Source organism: Bacillus sp. FSL K6-6038 (genome assembly GCF_038050455.1).
In the GTDB taxonomy this organism is placed as follows: domain Bacteria; phylum Bacillota; class Bacilli; order Bacillales; family Bacillaceae_G; genus Bacillus_A; species Bacillus_A pseudomycoides.
In genome coordinates, this window is sequence record NZ_JBBOUH010000001.1 from 713815 (window position 1) to 736265 (window position 22451).

Consider the following 22451-nt stretch of genomic DNA (forward strand, 5'->3'; position numbering starts at 1 on the left):
AAGAGGCGAAATCATTAAGTGGAAAACTTTTTTAGTTTTTTTTAAAAAACACTTGTGATTTAAAAATAAGGATGGTATAGTAATAAACGTCGCTGATGCGGAACACGCAGAAAGTGAAAAAAAGAAATTAAAAAACTTAGTTGACATCGAAAAATGAAGATGCTAACATAAGGAAGTCGCCAATCGGCGATGGACAAGTTCTTTGAAAACTGAACGAAACAAACAACGTGAAACGTCAATTTTTATTTTAGATGCTAGACAAACTAACTTTATTGGAGAGTTTGATCCTGGCTCAGGATGAACGCTGGCGGCGTGCCTAATACATGCAAGTCGAGCGAATGGATTAAGAGCTTGCTCTTATGAAGTTAGCGGCGGACGGGTGAGTAACACGTGGGTAACCTGCCCATAAGACTGGGATAACTCCGGGAAACCGGGGCTAATACCGGATAACATTTTGCACCGCATGGTGCGAAATTCAAAGGCGGCTTCGGCTGTCACTTATGGATGGACCCGCGTCGCATTAGCTAGTTGGTGAGGTAACGGCTCACCAAGGCAACGATGCGTAGCCGACCTGAGAGGGTGATCGGCCACACTGGGACTGAGACACGGCCCAGACTCCTACGGGAGGCAGCAGTAGGGAATCTTCCGCAATGGACGAAAGTCTGACGGAGCAACGCCGCGTGAGTGATGAAGGCTTTCGGGTCGTAAAACTCTGTTGTTAGGGAAGAACAAGTGCTAGTTGAATAAGCTGGCACCTTGACGGTACCTAACCAGAAAGCCACGGCTAACTACGTGCCAGCAGCCGCGGTAATACGTAGGTGGCAAGCGTTATCCGGAATTATTGGGCGTAAAGCGCGCGCAGGTGGTTTCTTAAGTCTGATGTGAAAGCCCACGGCTCAACCGTGGAGGGTCATTGGAAACTGGGAGACTTGAGTGCAGAAGAGGAAAGTGGAATTCCATGTGTAGCGGTGAAATGCGTAGAGATATGGAGGAACACCAGTGGCGAAGGCGACTTTCTGGTCTGTAACTGACACTGAGGCGCGAAAGCGTGGGGAGCAAACAGGATTAGATACCCTGGTAGTCCACGCCGTAAACGATGAGTGCTAAGTGTTAGAGGGTTTCCGCCCTTTAGTGCTGAAGTTAACGCATTAAGCACTCCGCCTGGGGAGTACGGCCGCAAGGCTGAAACTCAAAGGAATTGACGGGGGCCCGCACAAGCGGTGGAGCATGTGGTTTAATTCGAAGCAACGCGAAGAACCTTACCAGGTCTTGACATCCTCTGACAACCCTAGAGATAGGGCTTCCCCTTCGGGGGCAGAGTGACAGGTGGTGCATGGTTGTCGTCAGCTCGTGTCGTGAGATGTTGGGTTAAGTCCCGCAACGAGCGCAACCCTTGATCTTAGTTGCCATCATTAAGTTGGGCACTCTAAGGTGACTGCCGGTGACAAACCGGAGGAAGGTGGGGATGACGTCAAATCATCATGCCCCTTATGACCTGGGCTACACACGTGCTACAATGGACGGTACAAAGAGCTGCAAGACCGCGAGGTGGAGCTAATCTCATAAAACCGTTCTCAGTTCGGATTGTAGGCTGCAACTCGCCTACATGAAGCTGGAATCGCTAGTAATCGCGGATCAGCATGCCGCGGTGAATACGTTCCCGGGCCTTGTACACACCGCCCGTCACACCACGAGAGTTTGTAACACCCGAAGTCGGTGGGGTAACCTTTTTGGAGCCAGCCGCCTAAGGTGGGACAGATGATTGGGGTGAAGTCGTAACAAGGTAGCCGTATCGGAAGGTGCGGCTGGATCACCTCCTTTCTATGGAGAATTGATGAACGCTGTTCATCAATATAAGTTTCCGTGTTTCGTTTTGTTCAGTTTTGAGAGAACTATCTCTCAGAAATAAATGTATGTTCTTTGAAAACTAGATAACAGTGTAGCTCATATTTTTTTAATTTTAGTTTGGTTAAGTTAGAAAGGGCGCACGGTGGATGCCTTGACACTAGGAGTCGATGAAGGACGGGACTAACGCCGATATGCTTCGGGGAGCTGTAAGTAAGCTTTGATCCGAAGATTTCCGAATGGGGAAACCCACCATACGTAATGGTATGGTATCCTTACCTGAATACATAGGGTAAGGAAGACAGACCCAGGGAACTGAAACATCTAAGTACCTGGAGGAAGAGAAAGCAAATGCGATTTCCTGAGTAGCGGCGAGCGAAACGGAATCTAGCCCAAACCAAGAGGCTTGCCTCTTGGGGTTGTAGGACATTCTATACGGAGTTACAAAGGAACGAGGTAGACGAAGCAGCCTGGAAAGGCTCGTCACAGAGGGTAACAACCCCGTAGTCGAAACTTCGTTCTCTCTTGAATGTATCCTGAGTACGGCGGAACACGTGAAATTCCGTCGGAATCTGGGAGGACCATCTCCCAAGGCTAAATACTACCTAGTGATCGATAGTGAACCAGTACCGTGAGGGAAAGGTGAAAAGCACCCCGGAAGGGGAGTGAAAGAGATCCTGAAACCGTGTGCCTACAAATAGTCAGAGCCCGTTAATGGGTGATGGCGTGCCTTTTGTAGAATGAACCGGCGAGTTACGATCCCGTGCGAGGTTAAGCTGAAGAGGCGGAGCCGTAGCGAAAGCGAGTCTGAATAGGGCGTTTAGTACGTGGTCGTAGACCCGAAACCAGGTGATCTACCCATGTCCAGGGTGAAGTTCAGGTAACACTGAATGGAGGCCCGAACCCACGCACGTTGAAAAGTGCGGGGATGAGGTGTGGGTAGCGGAGAAATTCCAATCGAACCTGGAGATAGCTGGTTCTCCCCGAAATAGCTTTAGGGCTAGCCTTAAGTGTAAGAGTCTTGGAGGTAGAGCACTGATTGAACTAGGGGTCCTCATCGGATTACCGAATTCAGTCAAACTCCGAATGCCAATGACTTATCCTTAGGAGTCAGACTGCGAGTGATAAGATCCGTAGTCAAGAGGGAAACAGCCCAGATCGCCAGCTAAGGTCCCAAAGTGTGTATTAAGTGGAAAAGGATGTGGAGTTGCTTAGACAACTAGGATGTTGGCTTAGAAGCAGCCACCATTTAAAGAGTGCGTAATAGCTCACTAGTCGAGTGACTCTGCGCCGAAAATGTACCGGGGCTAAATACACCACCGAAGCTGCGAATTGATACCTATGGTATCAGTGGTAGGGGAGCGTTCTAAGGGCAGTGAAGTCAGACCGTAAGGACTGGTGGAGCGCTTAGAAGTGAGAATGCCGGTATGAGTAGCGAAAGACGGGTGAGAATCCCGTCCACCGAATGCCTAAGGTTTCCTGAGGAAGGCTCGTCCGCTCAGGGTTAGTCAGGACCTAAGCCGAGGCCGACAGGCGTAGGCGATGGACAACAGGTTGATATTCCTGTACCACCTCTTTATCGTTTGAGCAATGGAGGGACGCAGAAGGATAGAAGAAGCGTGCGATTGGTTGTGCACGTCCAAGCAGTTAGGCTGATAAGTAGGCAAATCCGCTTATCGTGAAGGCTGAGCTGTGATGGGGAAGCTCCTTATGGAGCGAAGTCTTTGATTCCCCGCTGCCAAGAAAAGCTTCTAGCGAGATAAAAGGTGCCTGTACCGCAAACCGACACAGGTAGGCGAGGAGAGAATCCTAAGGTGTGCGAGAGAACTCTGGTTAAGGAACTCGGCAAAATGACCCCGTAACTTCGGGAGAAGGGGTGCTTTCTTAACGGAAAGCCGCAGTGAATAGGCCCAAGCGACTGTTTAGCAAAAACACAGGTCTCTGCGAAGCCGTAAGGCGAAGTATAGGGGCTGACACCTGCCCGGTGCTGGAAGGTTAAGGAGAGGGGTTAGCGTAAGCGAAGCTCTGAACTGAAGCCCCAGTAAACGGCGGCCGTAACTATAACGGTCCTAAGGTAGCGAAATTCCTTGTCGGGTAAGTTCCGACCCGCACGAAAGGTGTAACGATTTGGGCACTGTCTCAACCAGAGACTCGGTGAAATTATAGTACCTGTGAAGATGCAGGTTACCCGCGACAGGACGGAAAGACCCCGTGGAGCTTTACTGTAGCCTGATATTGAATTTTGGTACAGTTTGTACAGGATAGGCGGGAGCCTTTGAAGCCGGAGCGCTAGCTTCGGTGGAGGCGCTGGTGGGATACCGCCCTGACTGTATTGAAATTCTAACCTACGGGTCTTATCGACCCGGGAGACAGTGTCAGGTGGGCAGTTTGACTGGGGCGGTCGCCTCCTAAAGTGTAACGGAGGCGCCCAAAGGTTCCCTCAGAATGGTTGGAAATCATTCGTAGAGTGCAAAGGCATAAGGGAGCTTGACTGCGAGACCTACAAGTCGAGCAGGGACGAAAGTCGGGCTTAGTGATCCGGTGGTTCCGCATGGAAGGGCCATCGCTCAACGGATAAAAGCTACCCCGGGGATAACAGGCTTATCTCCCCCAAGAGTCCACATCGACGGGGAGGTTTGGCACCTCGATGTCGGCTCATCGCATCCTGGGGCTGTAGTCGGTCCCAAGGGTTGGGCTGTTCGCCCATTAAAGCGGTACGCGAGCTGGGTTCAGAACGTCGTGAGACAGTTCGGTCCCTATCCGTCGTGGGCGTAGGAAATTTGAGAGGAGCTGTCCTTAGTACGAGAGGACCGGGATGGACGCACCGCTGGTGTACCAGTTGTTCTGCCAAGGGCATAGCTGGGTAGCTATGTGCGGAAGGGATAAGTGCTGAAAGCATCTAAGCATGAAGCCCCCCTCAAGATGAGATTTCCCATAGCGTAAGCTAGTAAGATCCCTGAAAGATGATCAGGTTGATAGGTTCGAGGTGGAAGCATGGTGACATGTGGAGCTGACGAATACTAATAGATCGAGGACTTAACCATATAATATGAAGCAAATGTTATCTAGTTTTGAGAGAACATAAAAAAACTTATTGATTTTTTTAATCAATTAAGTATAATAGTGTTTGTCTTAAGTGAATATAGTCTGGTAATGATGGCAGAGAGGTCACACCCGTTCCCATACCGAACACGGAAGTTAAGCTCTCTAGCGCCGATGGTAGTTGGGGCCTTGCCCCTGTGAGAGTAGGACGTTGCCAGGCAAATGGAGGATTAGCTCAGCTGGGAGAGCACCTGCCTTACAAGCAGGGGGTCGGCGGTTCGATCCCGTCATCCTCCACCATATAATGTCGGAGGGGTAGCGAAGTGGCTAAACGCGGCGGACTGTAAATCCGCTCCTTCGGGTTCGGCAGTTCGAATCTGCCCCCCTCCACCATTCTTAATTAATGGGCTATAGCCAAGCGGTAAGGCAACGGACTTTGACTCCGTCATGCGCTGGTTCGAATCCAGCTAGCCCAGCCATTAAGAGCCATTAGCTCAGTTGGTAGAGCATCTGACTTTTAATCAGAGGGTCGAAGGTTCGAGTCCTTCATGGCTCACCATTTTTTAAAAAATATGCGGGTGTGGCGGAATTGGCAGACGCACCAGACTTAGGATCTGGCGCCTTTGGCGTGGGGGTTCGACTCCCTTCACCCGCACTTTTAATAAAATATCTCATACATGTCTTGCGGAAGTAGTTCAGTGGTAGAATACAACCTTGCCAAGGTTGGGGTCGCGGGTTCGAATCCCGTCTTCCGCTCCAATTTTCAATATGACATGCCGGGGTGGCGGAACAGGCAGACGCACAGGACTTAAAATCCTGCGGTGGGTGACCACCGTGCGGGTTCGACCCCCGCCCTCGGCACCATATGCGCCCGTAGCTCAATTGGATAGAGCGTTTGACTACGGATCAAAAGGTTAGGGGTTCGAGTCCTCTCGGGCGCGCTTTTATTAACGGGAAGTGGCTCAGCTTGGTAGAGCACCTGGTTTGGGACCAGGGGGTCGCAGGTTCAAATCCTGTCTTCCCGATATTTTTAAAACATGGGGCCTTAGCTCAGCTGGGAGAGCGCCTGCCTTGCACGCAGGAGGTCAGCGGTTCGATCCCGCTAGGCTCCACTTTGGTTATTTATTGGAGGTATACCCAAGTCTGGCTGAAGGGATCGGTCTTGAAAACCGACAGGCGGCGAGAGTCGCGCGGGGGTTCGAATCCCTCTACCTCCTCCATTTTATAATAATTAAAATGGAATGATTGGATAGTTAATAAAAACTATTAGATGTACAAAGATAACTAAAAGATATAATTAATATTTATTTCATGGAGGTATACCCAAGTTCGGCTGAAGGGATCGGTCTTGAAAACCGACAGGCGGCGAGAGTCGCGCGGGGGTTCGAATCCCTCTACCTCCTCCATTTTTTAAAATAATATAATACCGTCGCGGGGTGGAGCAGTTCGGTAGCTCGTCGGGCTCATAACCCGAAGGTCGCAGGTTCAAATCCTGTCCCCGCAACCAAATGGTCCCGTGGTGTAGTGGTTAACATGCCTGCCTGTCACGCAGGAGATCGCCGGTTCGACCCCGGTCGGGACCGCCATTTATATAAAGGCTCGGTAGCTCAGTCGGTAGAGCAGAGGACTGAAAATCCTCGTGTCGGCGGTTCGATTCCGTCCCGAGCCATATTTTTTTTTGACAAGCCGGCTTAGCTCAATTGGTAGAGCAACTGACTTGTAATCAGTAGGTTGGGGGTTCAAGTCCTCTAGCCGGCACCACTTAGGGGCATAGTTTAAAGGTAGAACAGAGGTCTCCAAAACCTCCAGTGTGGGTTCGATTCCTACTGCCCCTGTAAGAAATATGGGCCTATAGCTCAGCTGGTTAGAGCGCACGCCTGATAAGCGTGAGGTCGATGGTTCGAGTCCATTTAGGCCCACCATATTCCGCAGTAGCTCAGTGGTAGAGCTATCGGCTGTTAACCGATCGGTCGTAGGTTCGAGTCCTACCTGCGGAGCCATGGCCCGTTGGTCAAGCGGTTAAGACACCGCCCTTTCACGGCGGTAACACGGGTTCGAATCCCGTACGGGTCATAAAAAAGAGTCAGCAATTAGCTGGCTCTTTTTTTCTTGTGAAAAATATAATGTGAAGTTACGTTCTTTTCTAATATACGATATCGTCAATCCAAAATCCCTCTATTTATTATGAAATAAATAGAGGGATTTTGGAAAAACTATAGTATGTATAAAAAGGAGGGAATAGAGCTACATGACAACAGTTAGAGAATTTATGAGTACCGATATTGTGCAATGTACACCGCTAGATAATGTATATGAAGCTGCTGTGAAAATGAAAGAAGAGGCCATTGGGATGATTCCAATTGTAGAGAATAATCAAGTGGTTGGTCTTGTCACAGATCGTGATTTAGTTGTTCGTGGAATTGCTGAGAAACATCCTGGGTCTAATAAAATTACAAATGTCATGACAACAGAAATTGTTTCCGTATCTCCTGATGACCCTATTGAAAATGCTACAGAGTTAATGGCACAGCATCAAATCAGAAGACTACCTGTAGTTGAGAATGGCGAGCTTGTTGGGATGTTAGCGCTAGGTGATTTAGCAATAACAGAGAAAGCTGATGATCAAGCTGGATTTGCTTTAAGTGAGATTTCCGAGCATACAGAATAACGAATAGATGCAGATTATTTTCAGGCTAGAAAATACAGTGTATTTAGGTGCTAGAGAATAGGTAAGATTGGATACGTTTTATTCCGCATTAACGGGCAGTAAGCTCCCCCACCTCAAGGTTCAGAGAGAAGCAAGGAAGATAGGTGAGGGATAACTGCCTGTAAAAGGCCGATTGGTGAGGACTTTCCATCAGTGGTGGATGAAGAAAATCCCTACTGATGGAAGTTTCACCTTATTAATACTGCAAGCAAAATTATATTGTTATTAAAACGTATCCAAAATGTTAGGCATAGATGTATATAAGGTGTAAAGGTGCTTAACTAAGTATATATGAAGAATGATATATGTTAATTTCATTTGAAATTTTGGTTAAAAATTCCTATTGCTAATTTTTGTTATGTTAAAAATGATATAATAATAAATATAAGTTTTATAATCTATTTTGAATATATTAATATTTATAATGTTATGTTTATCTACTAAGCTATCAAAGATTTTATATATAAATAGAAATGGAGGGGAAATGATATGAGGGATGTACAAAGTAATCCAAATTGGAATTTGGTTACAGATGTTTATGTAGAACCAAATAATTTTGCGGATTTATTTTCTTTACTTGTACCAAATCATCCAAAAGGCGAAGGAAAAGAACGGACAATTTTAGCTTGGAAAGAAAAAGAATTTTATAAACAAGAAAACTTGGCTCCGTTTATTTTATATGGAATGAATAAGGTGCAGGACTTGCCACAGTTCCATAAGGATGAAATACCAACTTTAATTCGTATTGTTCGTTTATGCCAGAAAATCGGTTGGTATAAGGAAGCGTATACATTTATGGTGAACCAAAGATTAGATGAATTTGTACATACATCTATGGAATATGAAACGTGGGATATTTTAACTCAAGTTGTGGCTTGGAACTACTTAATTGTAAAATATCGAATTGGTAAATTGGAAAATGATGATGTAATGATATGGGAAAGAATTAAATTTAATACAGAGTGTATTGAAAAATGTGAGAAGCTATTATCTCATAAGGAAGTAATGGAACTTACATTCTTTTATATTTGCAAACAGGCAAAATTATTGTCCAAAGAACAATTAGATCAAGAGATGATGAACTTAGCAATATACTGCAATACATACGTTTATGACTTATACATATATGACTTATTAAAAAAATATCGTAAGTGTACGGATTTTTTAACATATTATGGACCAAGTCGTTCTGTTGTTGCATGTCAAAGGGCTGTAATTTCTCAAATTTCTGATCGCCTTAATCCATTAAAAACCACGCATGTGGATGATTATCTTTATGTAATGAAAGAAATGATGGAGCACATGTCGTTTGAATTTATGAATCGATATGAGCATTTCATTGGAAAACTATTATCATATGTACCATTTTTTGAAATGATTCAAGTTCCGCAACATGCATATTATTGTGAAGAGTTGATGTATGTTTGTAAAGGAATTGAACATAAGGAAGAACTTTTGCGGAATTATATATTTATACAATTACATGATTGTTTACCGTCATTTATCAAACAATTTCTAAAGAATAAGCGTTATGCAACGATTCATGATATTTTATTTTACTGGTGTGATGATGAACAACGAGTGGGATTAGAGAAGAAATATAATTTAAGTTTTATTTATGAACGATATGCGTGTGGGTAAAGAAAAGTTTTGTGCTTTCCCTTGTTCACTCTCTATAATGTATAAATAAAAAAAGGTCTCACACTTCAAGTGAGACCTTTTTTTATTTAGTCGTAAATGAGAAGTAGACATACGTCCATTCTAAGCTTCTTGTTGTTTCTTACGGTGATCAGGAATGTAAATATATTGGGAAATAATGAGTAGTACCCCTATAAAAAATACAGGGAATATAGCAGCCAGGTGAAAACCACTATAAATAATATTTGTTATTAAACCGCCGATAATAACAAATGCAGTATATATATGAGAAATGTGTTTCTTTAGTCGGATTTTGAATGCTTCCATCAAAGATTCGATAGTAACAAATAAGATAACGATACTCAAAAAAACAATGTTAGTATTGTAAATTACTAAACAACAAATTAAACCGAGAAAAGCCAAATACTCAATTATTAAGGCAATATTACGTGGCATATAATATTACCGAACTAAATACTGCAGTGGATTTACTGCGTTTGTTTTTTCAAAATTCCATTCACCATTATGTAATTCAAAATGGAGGTGCTGTCCAAATGAATGGCCTGTATTTTCCATATGTCCTAACAATTCCCCAGTCTGAACTTGATCACCAACATTTACAATATAACTGTTTTTCCGTTTAGTAGATGTAGAAATATTTGTATTTTTTACGGAGTTAGCATTATTCCTTGTTTTTATTTTATTATTCGAATATAATATTTTTGGATTCGTTTTTATATATTGAGTGTTTTGTGTAGGCAATTCTTGAGCTGCTATAGTACGTGTATCTACTTGAGTTATGGATGGAAGTAGAGATGCGACTGCGACAGTAGTTGCCGTTAAAGCTGTAGCTTTCTGTTTCATCTAATATTAGCCCCCCATAGATGTGTTAATACATTCCCTATTATAGTATAAAGATATAATATTTTGTGCATTATTTATATAACTGTAATATGAAATGAGAAAAATAACAATTTTTTAATGGAATCGAAATATATTAAAAGAATAACAGATTAATAATCTTTATAATTTGGATTAAAGATAATTGATATTTTCTGAATAGATATATAAATCTAAATTGAAAAACTGACAGAAAAGCTTTCTTTTTAGGAGGGAGAGAGCATCCGACCATGCATAGAAGCGGTTAGATCCTTTTCCTCCCCCGTACCAAGTTAAACAAAAAGAGAAAATGAGTACAGGTCACCTTTTATTCTTCATAGCCGCGACTTATATGTTGGAAAATCAAAATGGATATATTTATTTTTCATATTTTATATAAGTAGAACTTTGATGTAAAGAATTCTTACTTTGTATTGGATTCATGGCTCGTAAATAGGATTGGAATAAGTTAAAACAGTTGCTGATGATGGATGACAGTGTTATACTGACTATGGTAATTTCATATTGTGCTAGGAGAGTTGGTGTTGCCAGCTGAGAGTAAGGCCGAGAGTCTTTGATCCTTTACTACCTGATCTAGATTATGCTAGCGTAGGGAAGCAATTCGGACATTAACAGTAAGTCCCTGTTTCTTTGCGTAAAGAAACAGGGCTTTTTTATTTGACAATTTTATAGTAGAAACCACTAGGGGTGCTTTATGTGCTGAGAGAGGAATAATCCTTAACCCTTACTGACCTGATCTAGATTATGCTAGCGTAGGGAAGTGGAGCAACGAATAAATGTATTTTTATTTGATGTAACCACTTCTTATAGAGGAGTGGTTTTTTATTTGGATAAATTGATATAAAGGAAGGGGAAATATAAATGAAGTTTTGTGAGAGATTATTTGAGACAGTACAGCCTGTTTGGGAAAAAAGTCATAATCACCCATTTGTAACTGGGATGGGGGACGGTACATTAGAAAAAGATAAATTCCAATATTACATCATACAAGATTATTTATATTTACTAGATTATGCAAAATTATATGCAATTGGAGTTGTGAAAGCGACTAATCCGCAAGTTATGGCAAAATTTGCAGAACAAATAGACGGCATTTTAAATGGAGAAATGACGATCCATAAACAGTATGCAAAACGCCTTGGTATTTCTGTACAAGAGATGGAAGAGGCAAAACCATCTGCTAAAAATTTAGCGTATACAAACTATATGATGTCAGTATCTCAAAATGGTACGCTTGCAGAGTTAATTGCGGCTCTGCTTCCATGTATGTGGAGCTACTGGGAAATTGGAAAGCGTTTAAAGGATATTCCAGGAGCAAGGGATCATGAGTTCTTTGGGGAGTGGATTCAAGGATATAGCTCAGAAGAGTATGGAAACCTTTGCATTTGGCTAATGGATTTATTAAATGAACTAGCTGAAGGAAAGTCTGAACAAGAGTTAGACAAATTAGAAGAGATTTTCTTATATTCCAGCCGCTTTGAGTATTTATTCTGGGATATGGCGTATCGTAAGGAGATGTGGGGTTTTGAGGAGCAAGAGCATACTACAATTTCATAATGTTTCCTTTCATTATGATGAAAAGCCAATTATAAAGGGTCTGGATGCCTCGGTACAGGAAAAAGAGTTTGTTAGCATCATTGGACCGAGTGGCTGTGGCAAAAGTACATTATTTCGCTTAATTACAGGATTAGAAGAACCGACGGCTGGAACGATTCAACTTACAGAAACCTCGAGTCATCCTGTAGGGTATATGCCACAAAAAGATATGCTCCTGCCGTGGAGAACAATTATTGAAAATGCGGCATTGCCGTTAGAGTGCCAGGGGATAAAGAAAAAAGAAGCACATGTAAAGGCAAAAGACCTATTAGAACAATTTGGTTTACAAGGATACGAGAACAAATATCCGAAAGATTTATCAGGTGGTATGCGGCAGCGAGTGTCCTTTATTCGAACTTTATTAACAGGCGGGGACATTTTATTGTTAGATGAGCCGTTTAGCGCATTAGATGCATTAACGAAAGCAACGTTGCAAGAATGGTTGTTTGAGCAATGGAAACAGTGGCAAAAAACCATTTTATTTATTACACACGATGTAGAAGAAGCACTTTTTCTTTCTAATCGGATTTTAATAGTGACAGAGCAGCCTATAACAACTTTAACGGAGCGTGTTGTACCACTTGGAACGGAGCGCTCAAGAAAAGATTTGCATAAGCCTGAGATACTAGGGATAAAAGATGAGTTACTCGGTATGCTGCAAAGGCAGGTGCTCGTATGAAACGTGTGACAGAGCTACTACCTGCACTGATTTTAAGTAGCATACTACTCATAGCTTGGGAAGTGGGGGCTAGAATTGTAGATGAGATGTATATTTTGCCATCTCCTACTGCAATTCTAGCTAAAATGTGGGCACTGCGTGACATATTACTTACAGTTCATTTGCCAGCAACCTTATATGTAGTCTTAATCGGCGTAGTTATTTCTATTGTACTTGGTGTTGGACTGGCGATGTCTATGAATGCGAGTAAATGGATAGAAAGAGCTTTTTATCCGTTACTAGTTGCTTCACAAACGATTCCAATTACTGCTTTAGCACCATTATTTGTTTTATGGTTTGGCTATTCAATTTGGAGCAAAGTCGTTGTGACAGTTTTGATTACCTTTTTCCCCATTGCGGTAAATACGTATGATGGATTGCGCAGCACGAAAAAGGAATGGGAGGAGCTTTTAGTGACATATGGTGCAACGAAAAAAGATATTTTTCTAAAGTTAAAGTTGCCATCTGCACTTCCGTACTTTTTCTCTGCTTTAAAAATTGCTGTTCCACTTAGTGTCATTGGAGCAGCAATTGGTGAGTGGCTTGGTGCACAAGCTGGTTTAGGATACTTTAGTAAACGAATGATGACACAGTTAGACGGAGCTGGTGTGTTTGCGCCGATTGTACTTCTATCATTACTAGCTATTTTATTTGTATTATTTGTTTCTATATTAGAAAAGAAATTCATTAGTTGGAGGAAACATTCATGAAATTATTCAAACGCATCTTTGTGTTTACATTATTAGTTGCAATGATTGCAGGATGTTCTAGCAATTCATCATCAGAAAAGAAAAAGGCTGAAAAAGAAGTAACAGTTATGCTCGACTGGTATCCAAATGCGGTGCATAGCTTTATCTATGCAGCGATTGAAAAAGGATACTTTAAAGAAGAAGGAGTAAAGGTGAATATTAAATTCCCTTCTAATCCAACCGATCCATTAACATTAGCGGCAGCGGGGAAAGTAACAGTTGGTTTATATTATCAACCAGACGTTGTCATTGCAAAAGCGAATGAACAAATTCCAGTGAAATCAATCGGAGCTGTGGTCCGTTCACCATTAAATCACGTCGTATCATTAAAATCAGCGGGAATCAATTCACCAAAAGATTTAGAAGGAAAGACAGTTGGTTATTCTGGAACACCTTTAAGTGAAGCGTATTTAAAAACGATGGTAAAAGAAGCTGGTGGTAATCCTGATACTGTAAAAGTAGTAGATGTTGGATTTGATTTAGTACCAGCATTAATTACGAAAAAAGTAGATGCTGTCACAGGTGCTTATATTAACCATGAAGTTCCTGTTATGCGTCATGAAGGCCATGAACCAGCGTACTTCAACCCAGCTGACTATGGTGTACCAAATTATCATGAACTTGTTTTTGTAACAGGTGATAAAACGTTGAAAAAAGATAAAGAAGCGTTGCAAGCCTTTTTACGAGGTGCGAAAAAAGGATATGAATTTATGAAAAAGAATCCAGACGAAGCACTGGGTATTTTATTAAATCATCAAGAAAAGGAAAATTTCCCACTTGTTCCAGAAGTTGAAAAAGAAAGTATGAAAATTTTGTTAGAGAAAATGGAAACGAAAGATGAGCCATTTTTATCAGATACGAAAGAGTCATGGGAAAAACAAAATAAATGGTTGAAAGAAAAAGGCATGACAAAAGAGAGTGTTCCTGCCAATGAATTATTCGAAAATATTTTAAAGTAGGCGAGTGAATATGAAAGATGAGCTCCACGTTATCTCAAATGGCCAGATGGCATTCGAAGAGTTAGCGAATGTAGCGATGAAAATTGAGAGTGAGATTGATTATTTGCATATTCGTGAGCGAGAGAAAAGTACGAAAGAGTTATATGAAGGTGTGGAAGGTCTCCTCAAAGGAGGCTTTCCGGCATCTAAGCTTGTGATTAATGATCGAATCGATATTGCAATTCTATTAAATATTCCTCGCGTACAATTGGGATATCGAAGTGCTGATGTCAGGTCTGTAAAGGAAAAGTTTTCTTATTTGCATGTTGGTTATTCTGTGCATTCTTTAGAAGAAGCGATAGTAGCGTTCAAAAATGGAGCAGATTCACTTGTTTATGGTCATGTATTTCCAACGAGTTGTAAGAAAGATGTTCCGGCAAGAGGGTTGGAAGAGATTTCAGATATAGCAAGGCGATTAACGATACCGATTACAGCTATTGGAGGGATAACACCTAAAAATATAGGAGAGGTTCTTAGAGCTGGCGTGAGTGGTATTGCTGTTATGTCTGGGATTGTAAGTGATAGTAATCCGTATAAGCAGGCAAGGTTGTACAAGGAGACAATAAGAAAGTGGGCGAAAAATCATGAGTAAGAAGTATGATGTAGCCATTATTGGCGGCGGTGTGATTGGGAGTTCAGTTGCACATTTTCTAGCGGAAAGAGGATACCAAGTTGCAATTGTTGAGAAACAAAGGATTGCGTCTGAAGCTTCTAAAGCAGCGGCAGGTTTACTTGGTGTACAGGCGGAGTGGGATGCGTACGATCCACTATTTGAGCTTGCTAGAAAAAGCCGTGCAATATTTCCACAACTTGCAGCAGTTTTACGTGAAAAAACGGGTATTGATATTGGATATGAAGAAAAAGGTATATATCGTATAGCCCAAAATGAAGATGAGAAGACAAGAATACTAGATATTATGGACTGGCAACAGAAAACAGGTGAAGAATCATATTTTCTGACAGGAGATGAGCTTTATGAAAAAGAGCCATTCCTCTCTTCATCGATCATTGGGGCTGTATATTATCCAAAAGATGGTCATGTTATTGCACCGGAACTTACAAAGGCATTTGCACACTCTGCGGCCATTTCTGGTGCTGATATATATGAACAAACAGAAGTATTTGATATCAAAATAGAAGACAACCGAGTAGTAGGAATTGTTACGAATGAAGGTATGATTACATGTGAAAAGGTAGTAATTGCTGGTGGTTCGTGGAGTACAAAACTACTTCATCATTTTCATAGTGATTGGGGTACATATCCTGTAAAAGGAGAAGTTGTTGCCGTAAAGAGCTGTAAACCATTGCTGCAATCTCCTATTTTCCAAGAGCGGTTTTATATCGCGCCAAAACGTGGTGGACGCTATGTAATTGGAGCAACGATGAAGCCTCACACGTTTACTAAGTCTGTACAACCAGAAAGTATTACTTCGATATTAGAACGTGCTTATACAATCTTGCCGGCTTTGAAAGAAGCTGAATGGGAAAGTACGTGGGCGGGATTACGCCCGCAATCTAATCACGAGGTTCCTTATATGGGGGCACACGAGGAAATAAAAGGATTATATGCTTGTACCGGTCATTACAGAAACGGTATTTTATTAAGTCCCGTTTCTGGTCAATATATGGCAGATTTAATAGAAGGAAAGCAAGGGAATTATTTGCTAGATTCATTGGTTTCTAAATCAATTTATCCTGCATGAACTAGCAGTAAACGCCTGATTGATGGGGGATAAAGAGAACACATGTTGATTAAAGTTTCACTTTATATAAATGTATTTTGATTTTTTAACATGTAAGTCAATGTGACAAAGAATAAAAGCTGAACTACACTCGTTTTTTTTCTTTGTTTTTACTTGGCATGGGGCAGGAAAAGGATCTGACCACTTCTATGCATGGTCGGATGCTCTCTCCCACCTAACAAGAAAGGTTTATATAGAAAGGGGATGGAAGTTTGAATTTGAAAATTAATGGTAAGCAAGTAGAGGTACCTGGGAGTGTTAAGACAGTAGCAGAATTGCTTACACATTTAGGATTGGATACAAAAATTGTTGTGGTGGAACGTAACCAAGATATTTTGCAAAAAGAAGACCATCGAGATACATCTGTTTTTGATGGAGACCAAATTGAGATTGTAACTTTCGTAGGAGGCGGTTGATTATGTTAAACATTGGACCATTTACATTTCATTCTAGACTTTTATTAGGAACAGGGAAATTTTCTGATTTTGATGTACAAAGAAAAGCAATTGAAGTATCAGAGGCAGAAATTTTAACATTTGCAGTACGTCGTATGGATATATTTGATGCAGACCAACCCAATTTATTAGAAAAAATTGATGTAAAAAAATATACATTACTCCCAAATACAGCAGGGGCAAAAAATGCTGAAGAAGCAGTTCGTATTGCGAAATTAGCAAAAGCTTCAGGGCTTTGTGACATGGTAAAAGTAGAGGTTATTGGTGATGACAGAACGTTATTACCTGATCCAGTGGAGACTTTAAAAGCCTCTGAAATGTTGTTAGAAGAAGGATTTATTGTTCTTCCTTATACATCTGATGATGTTGTATTAGCACGTAAATTACAGGAACTTGGTGTTCATGCGATTATGCCTGGTGCATCACCAATTGGCTCAGGACTTGGAATTGTAAATCCATTAAACTTAAGCTTTATTATTGAACAAGCAAAAGTACCGGTAATTGTGGATGCAGGTGTTGGTAGTCCAGCTGACGCAGCATTTGCGATGGAATTAGGAGCGGATGGTGTGCTATTAAATACAGCTGTATCTGGAGCGAAGGATCCTATTAAAATGGCAGAAGCAATGAAATTAGGTATTCATGCAGGACGTTTAGGATTTGAAGCAGGACGTATTGCACGTAAGCGTTGCGCGACAGCAAGTAGCCCGTTAGAAGGAATGAGCGTAGTTGAATAATCGATATTCTCGCCAAGAGTTATTTTCTCCAATTGGTGAAAAAGGGCAGCAAAAAATAGGCGAAAAGCATGTGTTAATCATTGGTGCTGGGGCACTTGGTAGCGCGAATGCAGAGATGCTTGTAAGAGCTGGCGTCGGCCATGTGACGATTGTGGATCGCGATTATATTGATTGGAGCAATTTACAACGTCAGCAGCTATATTGTGAGGAGGATGTAGAAAGTAATCTTCCGAAGGCTGTAGCAGCACAAAGACGTTTGCAAGCGATTAATAGCAATGTAATTGTAGAAGCATATGTTCAAGATGTGACAGCAGAGGAATTAGAACAGCTTGTTACAAATGTCGATGTAATGATTGATGCGACTGATAATTTTGAAACACGTTTTATCGTTAATGATATATCACACAAACATTCAATTCCGTGGGTTTATGGGGCGTGTGTAGGAAGTTACGGCCTTTCTTATACGATTTTACCAGGAAAAACGCCATGTTTATCTTGTTTATTACAATCTATTCCGCTTGGCGGAGCAACATGTGATACAGCAGGTATTATTTCACCTGCTGTATCTCTCGTTGTTTCTCATCAAGTAACGGAAACGATTAAAATTTTAGTAGAGGATTATGAAGCACTTCGTGATGGACTTGTGTCGTTTGATGTATGGAAAAACGAATATTCATGTATGAATGTGCAAAAGCTTCGAAAGCCGAATTGTCCATCATGTGGTGGGGAAGCACTCTACCCATATTTAAGTAAAGGGAATACATCGAAAACTGCAGTTTTATGCGGAAGAAATACAGTTCAAATCAGACCTCCTTATAAAGAACAATTAGATTTTAAACGATATAAAGAGCTGCTGCGCGATCGCGTAGCAGATTTAATGGTAAATCCCTATTTATTATCATTTTCAGTTGAAGGAAAGCGACTAGTTGCCTTTCAAGATGGACGCGTACTTGTGCATGGAACAAAAGATATAGTGGAAGCAAAAACGATTTATCATCGCTATTTTGGATAGAAAAGGATGAGTGAGATGAAAGTGAATAAAGCTTTAACAATTGCTGGATCAGATAGCGGCGGTGGTGCAGGTATTCAAGCAGATTTAAAAACATTTCAAGAGCTTGGTGTATATGGAATGACAGCTATTACAGCTATTACAGCTCAAAACACACTTGGTGTGCAAGGAGTATATCCTGTTACACTTGAAGGGATTCAGGAGCAATTAAATTCAATTGGTGCTGATTTAACACCCGATGCTGTTAAGCTCGGCATGCTATTTAGTAGTGAAATTATTAAGGTCGTTGCAGAAAATATTAAAAAGTTTGGCTGGAATAATATTGTACTAGATCCTGTTATGATTGCAAAAGGTGGAGCATCATTGTTACAACAAGAAGCTGTGCAAGCATTAAAGGAATATTTATTGCCTATTGCAACAGTTGTGACTCCGAATGTACCGGAAGCAGAAGTATTAACAGGGATGGAGATTCATAACATCCAAGATAGTAAAGAAGCTGCAAAAGAGTTGCATAGATTAGGAGCCAAGTACGTTCTTATGAAAGGTGGACATGCGGATTATCAAGGAAATGAAGTTATTGATTTCTTATTTGATGGTGAACAATTTATTGAGTATAGAAGTGAAAGAATTGATTCAAAACAAACGCATGGTAGCGGTTGTACATTTGCATCTGCTGTAACGGCAGGACTTGCAAATGAGTATCCAATCGAAGAAGCGGTTCGAGAAGCGAAAAAGTTTATTAGCATAGCAATTGAACAGCAATTGAATATTGGAAGTGGTCATGGGCCAACGAACCATTTTGCATATAAAGTGAAACTTTAATCAGTGAGGAGCTTCATCCCCCACTGATTATTAGCCTTCACCAATCGGGCTTTTACAGGCAGTTGATTCCCCATCTAGTAGCTTTTGCTTTCGCTGCATTTTTGGGGATCTTACTGCCTGTTAATGCGGGGTAAACGTCAAGAAACTCGTGCATAAATATTCAAGTTTTGATGGGGAAGCCAGTTTTATAACTGGCTTTTTTTATTGTTTACTTTTTCCATATTTAGGAGTATTATATCAGCCAGAATCTGTTTTTTGTAACGCTGAGTCTGATTCATTTGGAGCGGAGGAACCAAATTGTGCATGGTCACTAGGGGTGAATCTTTCATGATGAAAGTAGGGCTACTCTCAAAGTCCGAATCCGACAGCTAACTTCGTAAGCGTCTTGAGAGAGGATGGTGCATGGATGGATACATCACTTCATCGGTCTGACTAGTATAGGAGAATATCAATCTATATTTGAATTCTTTTATGCTAAGGAGGATGATGTACATGGATGGGGAAAAAGAGGTAACGCTCATTTGTGTAGGGGAAGAGGAAAAAGTAAACAGTTTACGAGAATTAGTGCCTTTTCAACAAGATATGATTATTTTTACCGCAACTGAACATGTAGCGGCTGAAGTGCGAGCATGTGGATTTGAATCAACTTATTGTTGCAATGGTGAGCAGAATTTAACTAATATTTGCAAGAGGATTAAAAAAGTAATCCTGCTAGGAGATGCGCTTCCAACAGTTAGCTTTTTTACCGAGTGTATTCGATTTTCTTTTCAAGCACCTATTACAGTTGTCACAAGAAATAAAAGATATCCAGTAAGGCTCTATCAAACAATTGGAGCTACATTTGTAGTGTTTACAAATTGTGATAACATTTCTTTTTTATTTTTTGAATAGGGCGGGGGAAGTGATGATGAAGGTGTTATTACGCGAGGATATAGCGCATCGTTGGGCAGTATCAGTAGAGCGAGTTCAAGAATTAGCAATGGATTCTATGTTTCCAAAACCATATATGATATTGCCATCAGAAGAGAGTTTGTATTTAGAAACGGATATTATTGCGTATGAAATGTTGCATGTGGAACTAACACGAGTCTACATTCGTGGGAGAAACTTGCGTTCATTTTTATAATGCAAAAAGGGAATGAATTCAAGGTACTATTAAAACGGTACTCAAATTCATTCTCTTTTTTTATTTCATATTAAAAGTCGATTTTGATGAAAAAGAAAGAAAAGACAAGGAAACAGATGATAAAATATTAATCTTAATCAATGTAAGCGTTTAAATAATGAAATATTTTCTTATTTTAGGTAATTTTACTCTTTACAAGTTAAATATAGAGGAGTATATTTACATTCATAAATTGTTTATAAATATTTCCAAAAACAACCTGATATCGCTGAGTCCAGAAATGGAGCGGGGGAACCAATTTTGTGCATTGTCACTTGGGGTGAATCTTTCATTACGAAAGTAGGGCTACTCTTTAGGCCCGAATCCGACAGCTAACCTCGTAAGCGTTTGGAGAGGAGGTTTACTTTTGTGTTGTTCATTTTTGAACACTGAGTAGAGCCTCAGTGTTCTTTTTTTGATGGGTAGATGGTAAAATTTAACATTTTAAAGTGAGGGATTATAATGCTTGATGTTGTGATGATCGGAATCTGTGTTGTATTGGTAGCATCTATGATAGGGCTAGCGAGCTGGTCAGATAAAGTTGTGAAAGAAGGGAAGCAATCATGATGATTGCCTTATCGGTTATTGTTGCAGCAATTACGGTGTATTTAGTTTATGCGTTATTAAATCCAGAAAAGTTTTAACTAGGGGGAAGCATTTATTATGATTTGGGTCGCAGTTGTAATCACAATGTTGTTATTCATTCTTGTCGCAAAGCCAACGGGTATTTATTTAGAGAAAGCCTTTCAAGGAAATAGCAGATTAGAAAAAGTATTTGGGCCTTTTGAAAAGATTATTTTCAAAATTGCAGGTGTTAAAGCATATAACCAGAGTTGGAAACAATACGCTTTATCGCTAGTTGCACTCAATGGTTTCATGATCGTTGTTGTATACTTCATCTTTCGCTTACAAGGCGTGCTTCCATTAAATCCAGCTCATATTGAAGGGATGGAGCCAACTCTTGCTTTTAATACAGCAATCAGCTTTATGGCGGATACAAACTTACAGCATTATAGCGGCGAAAACGGATTATCTTATTTATCACAATTAATTGGGATCACATTTTTAATGTTTGCTGCACCGGCAACGACATTAGCACTTGTTATGGCTTTTATAAGAGGATTAGCAGGCAAGGAACTGGGGAACTTTTTCGTTGATTTTACTCGAGCTTTAACAAGGGTCTTTCTTCCCATTGCATTTGTTGCAGCACTGATTTTTGTTGCGCTTGGTGTACCGCAAACTTTAGATGGAGCAGTTACAGCACAAACAATTGAAGGTGTGAAACAAAGTATTTTGCGTGGTCCTGTAGCTTCATTTGTTTCAATTAAGGAACTTGGTAACAATGGTGGCGGATTCTTCGGAGCAAACTCCACACATCCATTTGAGAATCCAGGACAAATCAGTAACATCTTACAAATGATGCTCATGATGTTACTGCCAACAGCTTTACCGTTTACATATGGACGAATGGTTGGCAATAAGAAACAAGGGCGTATCCTTTTCGTTTCCCTATTTATGGTATTTTTAATTGGGTTTGTAACGATTGTTTCATCTGAATTACATGGGAATCCAGTATTAAATCAAATGGGTATGGAACATGTGCAAGGCAGTACAGAAGGAAAAGAAGTACGATTTGGAACAGTCTTTTCTTCACTGTATGCGACAGTAACAACAGCAGCCGAAACAGGTGCAGTTGATACAATGCATGATACGTTAACACCAATTGGTGGATTGGTACCACTTGTAAACATGATGTTAAATACAGTGTTTGGCGGTGTTGGAGCAGGTTTTGTCAATATCATTATGTACGCAATTATTGCAGTCTTTATATCTGGATTAATGGTTGGACGGACACCAGAATTTTTAGGTAAGAAAATTGAAGGAAAAGAAATGAAATTAATTGCGGTAACAATATTATTTCATCCATTGCTTATTTTAGGATTTTCAGCATTGGCCCTTTCAACTCATTTAGGGACGGATGCGATTTCTCATTCAGGTTTTCATGGTTTAACGCAAGTTGTATATGAGTATACATCCTCTGCTGCCAACAATGGATCTGGATTTGAGGGACTAGGAGATAATACACCATTTTGGAATATTACAACTGGTTTAGTAATGTTTTTAGGACGTTATTTCAGTTTAATTACGATGTTAGCTGTTGCAGCTTCATTGAAAGAGAAGACGGTAGTGCCAGAAACAGTAGGAACGTTCCGCACAGATAATAGTTTATTTGGGGGCATTTTCATTGGAACAATTGTAATTGTTGGTGCATTAACGTTCTTCCCAATGTTAGTGCTAGGACCAATTGCAGAATTTCTTACATTGAAGTAA

The 22451-nt window shown here is 40.8% G+C and carries 19 protein-coding genes, 20 tRNA genes, 3 rRNA genes and 4 riboswitches; of the genes, 40 read left to right on the forward strand and 2 right to left on the reverse strand.

Features of this window, described 5'->3' with window-relative positions; translation table 11 throughout:
• The first annotated feature begins 269 nt into the window (after window positions 1–269).
• The 25 genes from NSQ40_RS03595 to NSQ40_RS03715 all read left to right on the forward strand — a co-directional run bounded on the left by NSQ40_RS03595 (window position 270) and on the right by NSQ40_RS03715 (window position 9235).
• Window positions 270–1821, forward strand: a 16S ribosomal RNA gene (locus tag NSQ40_RS03595).
• Between the two features lie 146 nt (window positions 1822–1967).
• A 23S ribosomal RNA gene (locus NSQ40_RS03600) occupies window positions 1968–4889 on the forward strand.
• Window positions 4890–4991: 102 nt separating this feature from the next.
• Window positions 4992–5107 (forward strand): 5S ribosomal RNA (gene rrf, locus NSQ40_RS03605).
• Together the 16S, 23S and 5S rRNA genes with 20 tRNA genes alongside form the textbook arrangement of a ribosomal RNA operon.
• Window positions 5108–5111: 4 nt before the next feature.
• Window positions 5112–5187: transfer RNA gene (locus tag NSQ40_RS03610), tRNA-Val, on the forward strand.
• Between the two features lie 9 nt (window positions 5188–5196).
• Window positions 5197–5280, forward strand: a tRNA-Tyr gene (locus NSQ40_RS03615).
• 11 nt (window positions 5281–5291) lie between these two features.
• Window positions 5292–5366, forward strand: a tRNA-Gln gene (locus NSQ40_RS03620).
• A gap of 4 nt (window positions 5367–5370) precedes the next feature.
• Window positions 5371–5446, forward strand: a tRNA-Lys gene (locus NSQ40_RS03625).
• A gap of 15 nt (window positions 5447–5461) precedes the next feature.
• Window positions 5462–5542: transfer RNA gene (locus NSQ40_RS03630), tRNA-Leu, on the forward strand.
• A gap of 29 nt (window positions 5543–5571) precedes the next feature.
• Window positions 5572–5646: transfer RNA gene (locus NSQ40_RS03635), tRNA-Gly, on the forward strand.
• A 16-nt stretch (window positions 5647–5662) separates the two neighbouring features.
• Window positions 5663–5751 (forward strand) — tRNA-Leu (locus NSQ40_RS03640).
• Window positions 5752–5754: 3 nt separating this feature from the next.
• Window positions 5755–5828, forward strand: a tRNA-Arg gene (locus NSQ40_RS03645).
• 10 nt (window positions 5829–5838) lie between these two features.
• Window positions 5839–5912: transfer RNA gene (locus tag NSQ40_RS03650), tRNA-Pro, on the forward strand.
• Between the two features lie 14 nt (window positions 5913–5926).
• Window positions 5927–5999 (forward strand) — tRNA-Ala (locus NSQ40_RS03655).
• A gap of 15 nt (window positions 6000–6014) precedes the next feature.
• Window positions 6015–6107: transfer RNA gene (locus NSQ40_RS03660), tRNA-Ser, on the forward strand.
• A gap of 93 nt (window positions 6108–6200) precedes the next feature.
• Window positions 6201–6293 (forward strand) — tRNA-Ser (locus NSQ40_RS03665).
• 24 nt (window positions 6294–6317) lie between these two features.
• Window positions 6318–6394, forward strand: a tRNA-Met gene (locus NSQ40_RS03670).
• Between the two features lie 3 nt (window positions 6395–6397).
• Window positions 6398–6473: transfer RNA gene (locus NSQ40_RS03675), tRNA-Asp, on the forward strand.
• A gap of 10 nt (window positions 6474–6483) precedes the next feature.
• Window positions 6484–6556: transfer RNA gene (locus NSQ40_RS03680), tRNA-Phe, on the forward strand.
• A gap of 16 nt (window positions 6557–6572) precedes the next feature.
• Window positions 6573–6648: transfer RNA gene (locus tag NSQ40_RS03685), tRNA-Thr, on the forward strand.
• A 3-nt stretch (window positions 6649–6651) separates the two neighbouring features.
• A tRNA-Trp gene (locus tag NSQ40_RS03690) sits at window positions 6652–6722 on the forward strand.
• A 10-nt stretch (window positions 6723–6732) separates the two neighbouring features.
• A tRNA-Ile gene (locus tag NSQ40_RS03695) sits at window positions 6733–6809 on the forward strand.
• 3 nt (window positions 6810–6812) lie between these two features.
• A tRNA-Asn gene (locus NSQ40_RS03700) sits at window positions 6813–6887 on the forward strand.
• A 1-nt stretch (window position 6888) separates the two neighbouring features.
• Window positions 6889–6960, forward strand: a tRNA-Glu gene (locus NSQ40_RS03705).
• A gap of 175 nt (window positions 6961–7135) precedes the next feature.
• Entirely contained in the window at window positions 7136–7555 is a 420-nt protein-coding gene (locus NSQ40_RS03710) for a CBS domain-containing protein (protein ID WP_003195294.1), read from the forward strand.
• A gap of 528 nt (window positions 7556–8083) precedes the next feature.
• Window positions 8084–9235 carry a DUF3965 domain-containing protein gene (locus NSQ40_RS03715; RefSeq protein WP_006093582.1) on the forward strand — a complete coding sequence of 384 codons (1152 nt, stop codon included), beginning with the start codon at window positions 8084–8086 and terminating at the stop codon, window positions 9233–9235.
• Window positions 9236–9355: 120 nt separating this feature from the next.
• Here NSQ40_RS03715 and NSQ40_RS03720 read toward each other — a convergent pair whose 3' ends face one another.
• Both NSQ40_RS03720 and NSQ40_RS03725 read right to left on the reverse strand, forming a co-directional pair.
• On the reverse strand, window positions 9356–9688 hold the full coding sequence (locus NSQ40_RS03720) for a hypothetical protein (protein ID WP_018766918.1): 333 nt from the start codon (window positions 9686–9688) through the stop codon (window positions 9356–9358).
• A gap of 6 nt (window positions 9689–9694) precedes the next feature.
• Window positions 9695–10096, reverse strand: coding sequence for a M23 family metallopeptidase (locus tag NSQ40_RS03725; protein WP_033797465.1), 402 nt, complete (start codon window positions 10094–10096; stop codon window positions 9695–9697).
• A gap of 537 nt (window positions 10097–10633) precedes the next feature.
• Window positions 10634–10744, forward strand: a riboswitch (TPP riboswitch).
• Window positions 10745–10805: 61 nt separating this feature from the next.
• Window positions 10806–10908, forward strand: a riboswitch (TPP riboswitch).
• A gap of 85 nt (window positions 10909–10993) precedes the next feature.
• On the opposite strand from NSQ40_RS03725, the gene tenA reads away from it, so the two are divergent.
• The 15 genes from tenA to kdpA all read left to right on the forward strand — a co-directional run bounded on the left by tenA (window position 10994) and on the right by kdpA (window position 22451).
• Window positions 10994–11689: a thiaminase II gene (gene tenA / locus NSQ40_RS03730; protein ID WP_258248523.1), complete on the forward strand. Its 696-nt coding sequence runs from the start codon at window positions 10994–10996 to the stop codon at window positions 11687–11689.
• On the forward strand, window positions 11658–12407 hold the full coding sequence (locus NSQ40_RS03735; protein WP_033795896.1) for an ABC transporter ATP-binding protein: 750 nt from the start codon (window positions 11658–11660) through the stop codon (window positions 12405–12407). Before tenA ends, NSQ40_RS03735 begins: the two co-directional genes overlap by 32 nt.
• On the forward strand, window positions 12404–13156 hold the full coding sequence (locus tag NSQ40_RS03740) for an ABC transporter permease (protein ID WP_018782383.1): 753 nt from the start codon (window positions 12404–12406) through the stop codon (window positions 13154–13156). The genes NSQ40_RS03735 and NSQ40_RS03740 overlap by 4 nt, the downstream gene beginning before the upstream one ends.
• Window positions 13153–14154 carry an ABC transporter substrate-binding protein gene (locus tag NSQ40_RS03745; RefSeq protein ID WP_033795897.1) on the forward strand — a complete coding sequence of 334 codons (1002 nt, stop codon included), beginning with the start codon at window positions 13153–13155 and terminating at the stop codon, window positions 14152–14154. The genes NSQ40_RS03740 and NSQ40_RS03745 overlap by 4 nt, the downstream gene beginning before the upstream one ends.
• A gap of 10 nt (window positions 14155–14164) precedes the next feature.
• Window positions 14165–14785, forward strand: coding sequence for a thiazole tautomerase TenI (tenI, locus tag NSQ40_RS03750; RefSeq protein WP_018766913.1), 621 nt, complete (start codon window positions 14165–14167; stop codon window positions 14783–14785).
• Entirely contained in the window at window positions 14778–15896 is a 1119-nt protein-coding gene (gene thiO, locus NSQ40_RS03755) for a glycine oxidase ThiO (RefSeq protein ID WP_018766912.1), read from the forward strand. The genes tenI and thiO overlap by 8 nt, the downstream gene beginning before the upstream one ends.
• 251 nt (window positions 15897–16147) lie before the next feature.
• Window positions 16148–16351, forward strand: a complete 204-nt coding sequence (gene thiS / locus NSQ40_RS03760) for a sulfur carrier protein ThiS (protein ID WP_033795898.1) — start codon at window positions 16148–16150, stop codon at window positions 16349–16351.
• A gap of 2 nt (window positions 16352–16353) precedes the next feature.
• Complete coding sequence (gene thiG, locus NSQ40_RS03765; protein WP_003195314.1) at window positions 16354–17124, forward strand: thiazole synthase; 771 nt, start codon at window positions 16354–16356, stop codon at window positions 17122–17124.
• Entirely contained in the window at window positions 17117–18136 is a 1020-nt protein-coding gene (locus NSQ40_RS03770; RefSeq protein WP_033795899.1) for a thiazole biosynthesis adenylyltransferase ThiF, read from the forward strand. Before thiG ends, NSQ40_RS03770 begins: the two co-directional genes overlap by 8 nt.
• Window positions 18137–18142: 6 nt before the next feature.
• Entirely contained in the window at window positions 18143–18955 is an 813-nt protein-coding gene (thiD, locus tag NSQ40_RS03775) for a bifunctional hydroxymethylpyrimidine kinase/phosphomethylpyrimidine kinase (RefSeq protein ID WP_003195318.1), read from the forward strand.
• A gap of 251 nt (window positions 18956–19206) precedes the next feature.
• Window positions 19207–19354, forward strand: a riboswitch (cyclic di-AMP (ydaO/yuaA leader).
• A 93-nt stretch (window positions 19355–19447) separates the two neighbouring features.
• A complete protein-coding gene (locus NSQ40_RS03780; protein WP_098159396.1) occupies window positions 19448–19846 on the forward strand; it encodes a hypothetical protein in 399 nt (132 codons plus the stop codon).
• Window positions 19847–19859: 13 nt separating this feature from the next.
• Window positions 19860–20081: a hypothetical protein gene (locus NSQ40_RS03785; protein WP_003195323.1), complete on the forward strand. Its 222-nt coding sequence runs from the start codon at window positions 19860–19862 to the stop codon at window positions 20079–20081.
• A 256-nt stretch (window positions 20082–20337) separates the two neighbouring features.
• Window positions 20338–20481, forward strand: a riboswitch (cyclic di-AMP (ydaO/yuaA leader).
• Between the two features lie 101 nt (window positions 20482–20582).
• A complete protein-coding gene (locus NSQ40_RS03790; RefSeq protein ID WP_016113183.1) occupies window positions 20583–20687 on the forward strand; it encodes a hypothetical protein in 105 nt (34 codons plus the stop codon).
• Complete coding sequence (gene kdpF, locus NSQ40_RS03795; RefSeq protein WP_000972378.1) at window positions 20684–20764, forward strand: K(+)-transporting ATPase subunit F; 81 nt, start codon at window positions 20684–20686, stop codon at window positions 20762–20764. Before NSQ40_RS03790 ends, kdpF begins: the two co-directional genes overlap by 4 nt.
• Window positions 20765–20783: 19 nt before the next feature.
• A complete protein-coding gene (gene kdpA, locus NSQ40_RS03800; protein ID WP_003195325.1) occupies window positions 20784–22451 on the forward strand; it encodes a potassium-transporting ATPase subunit KdpA in 1668 nt (555 codons plus the stop codon).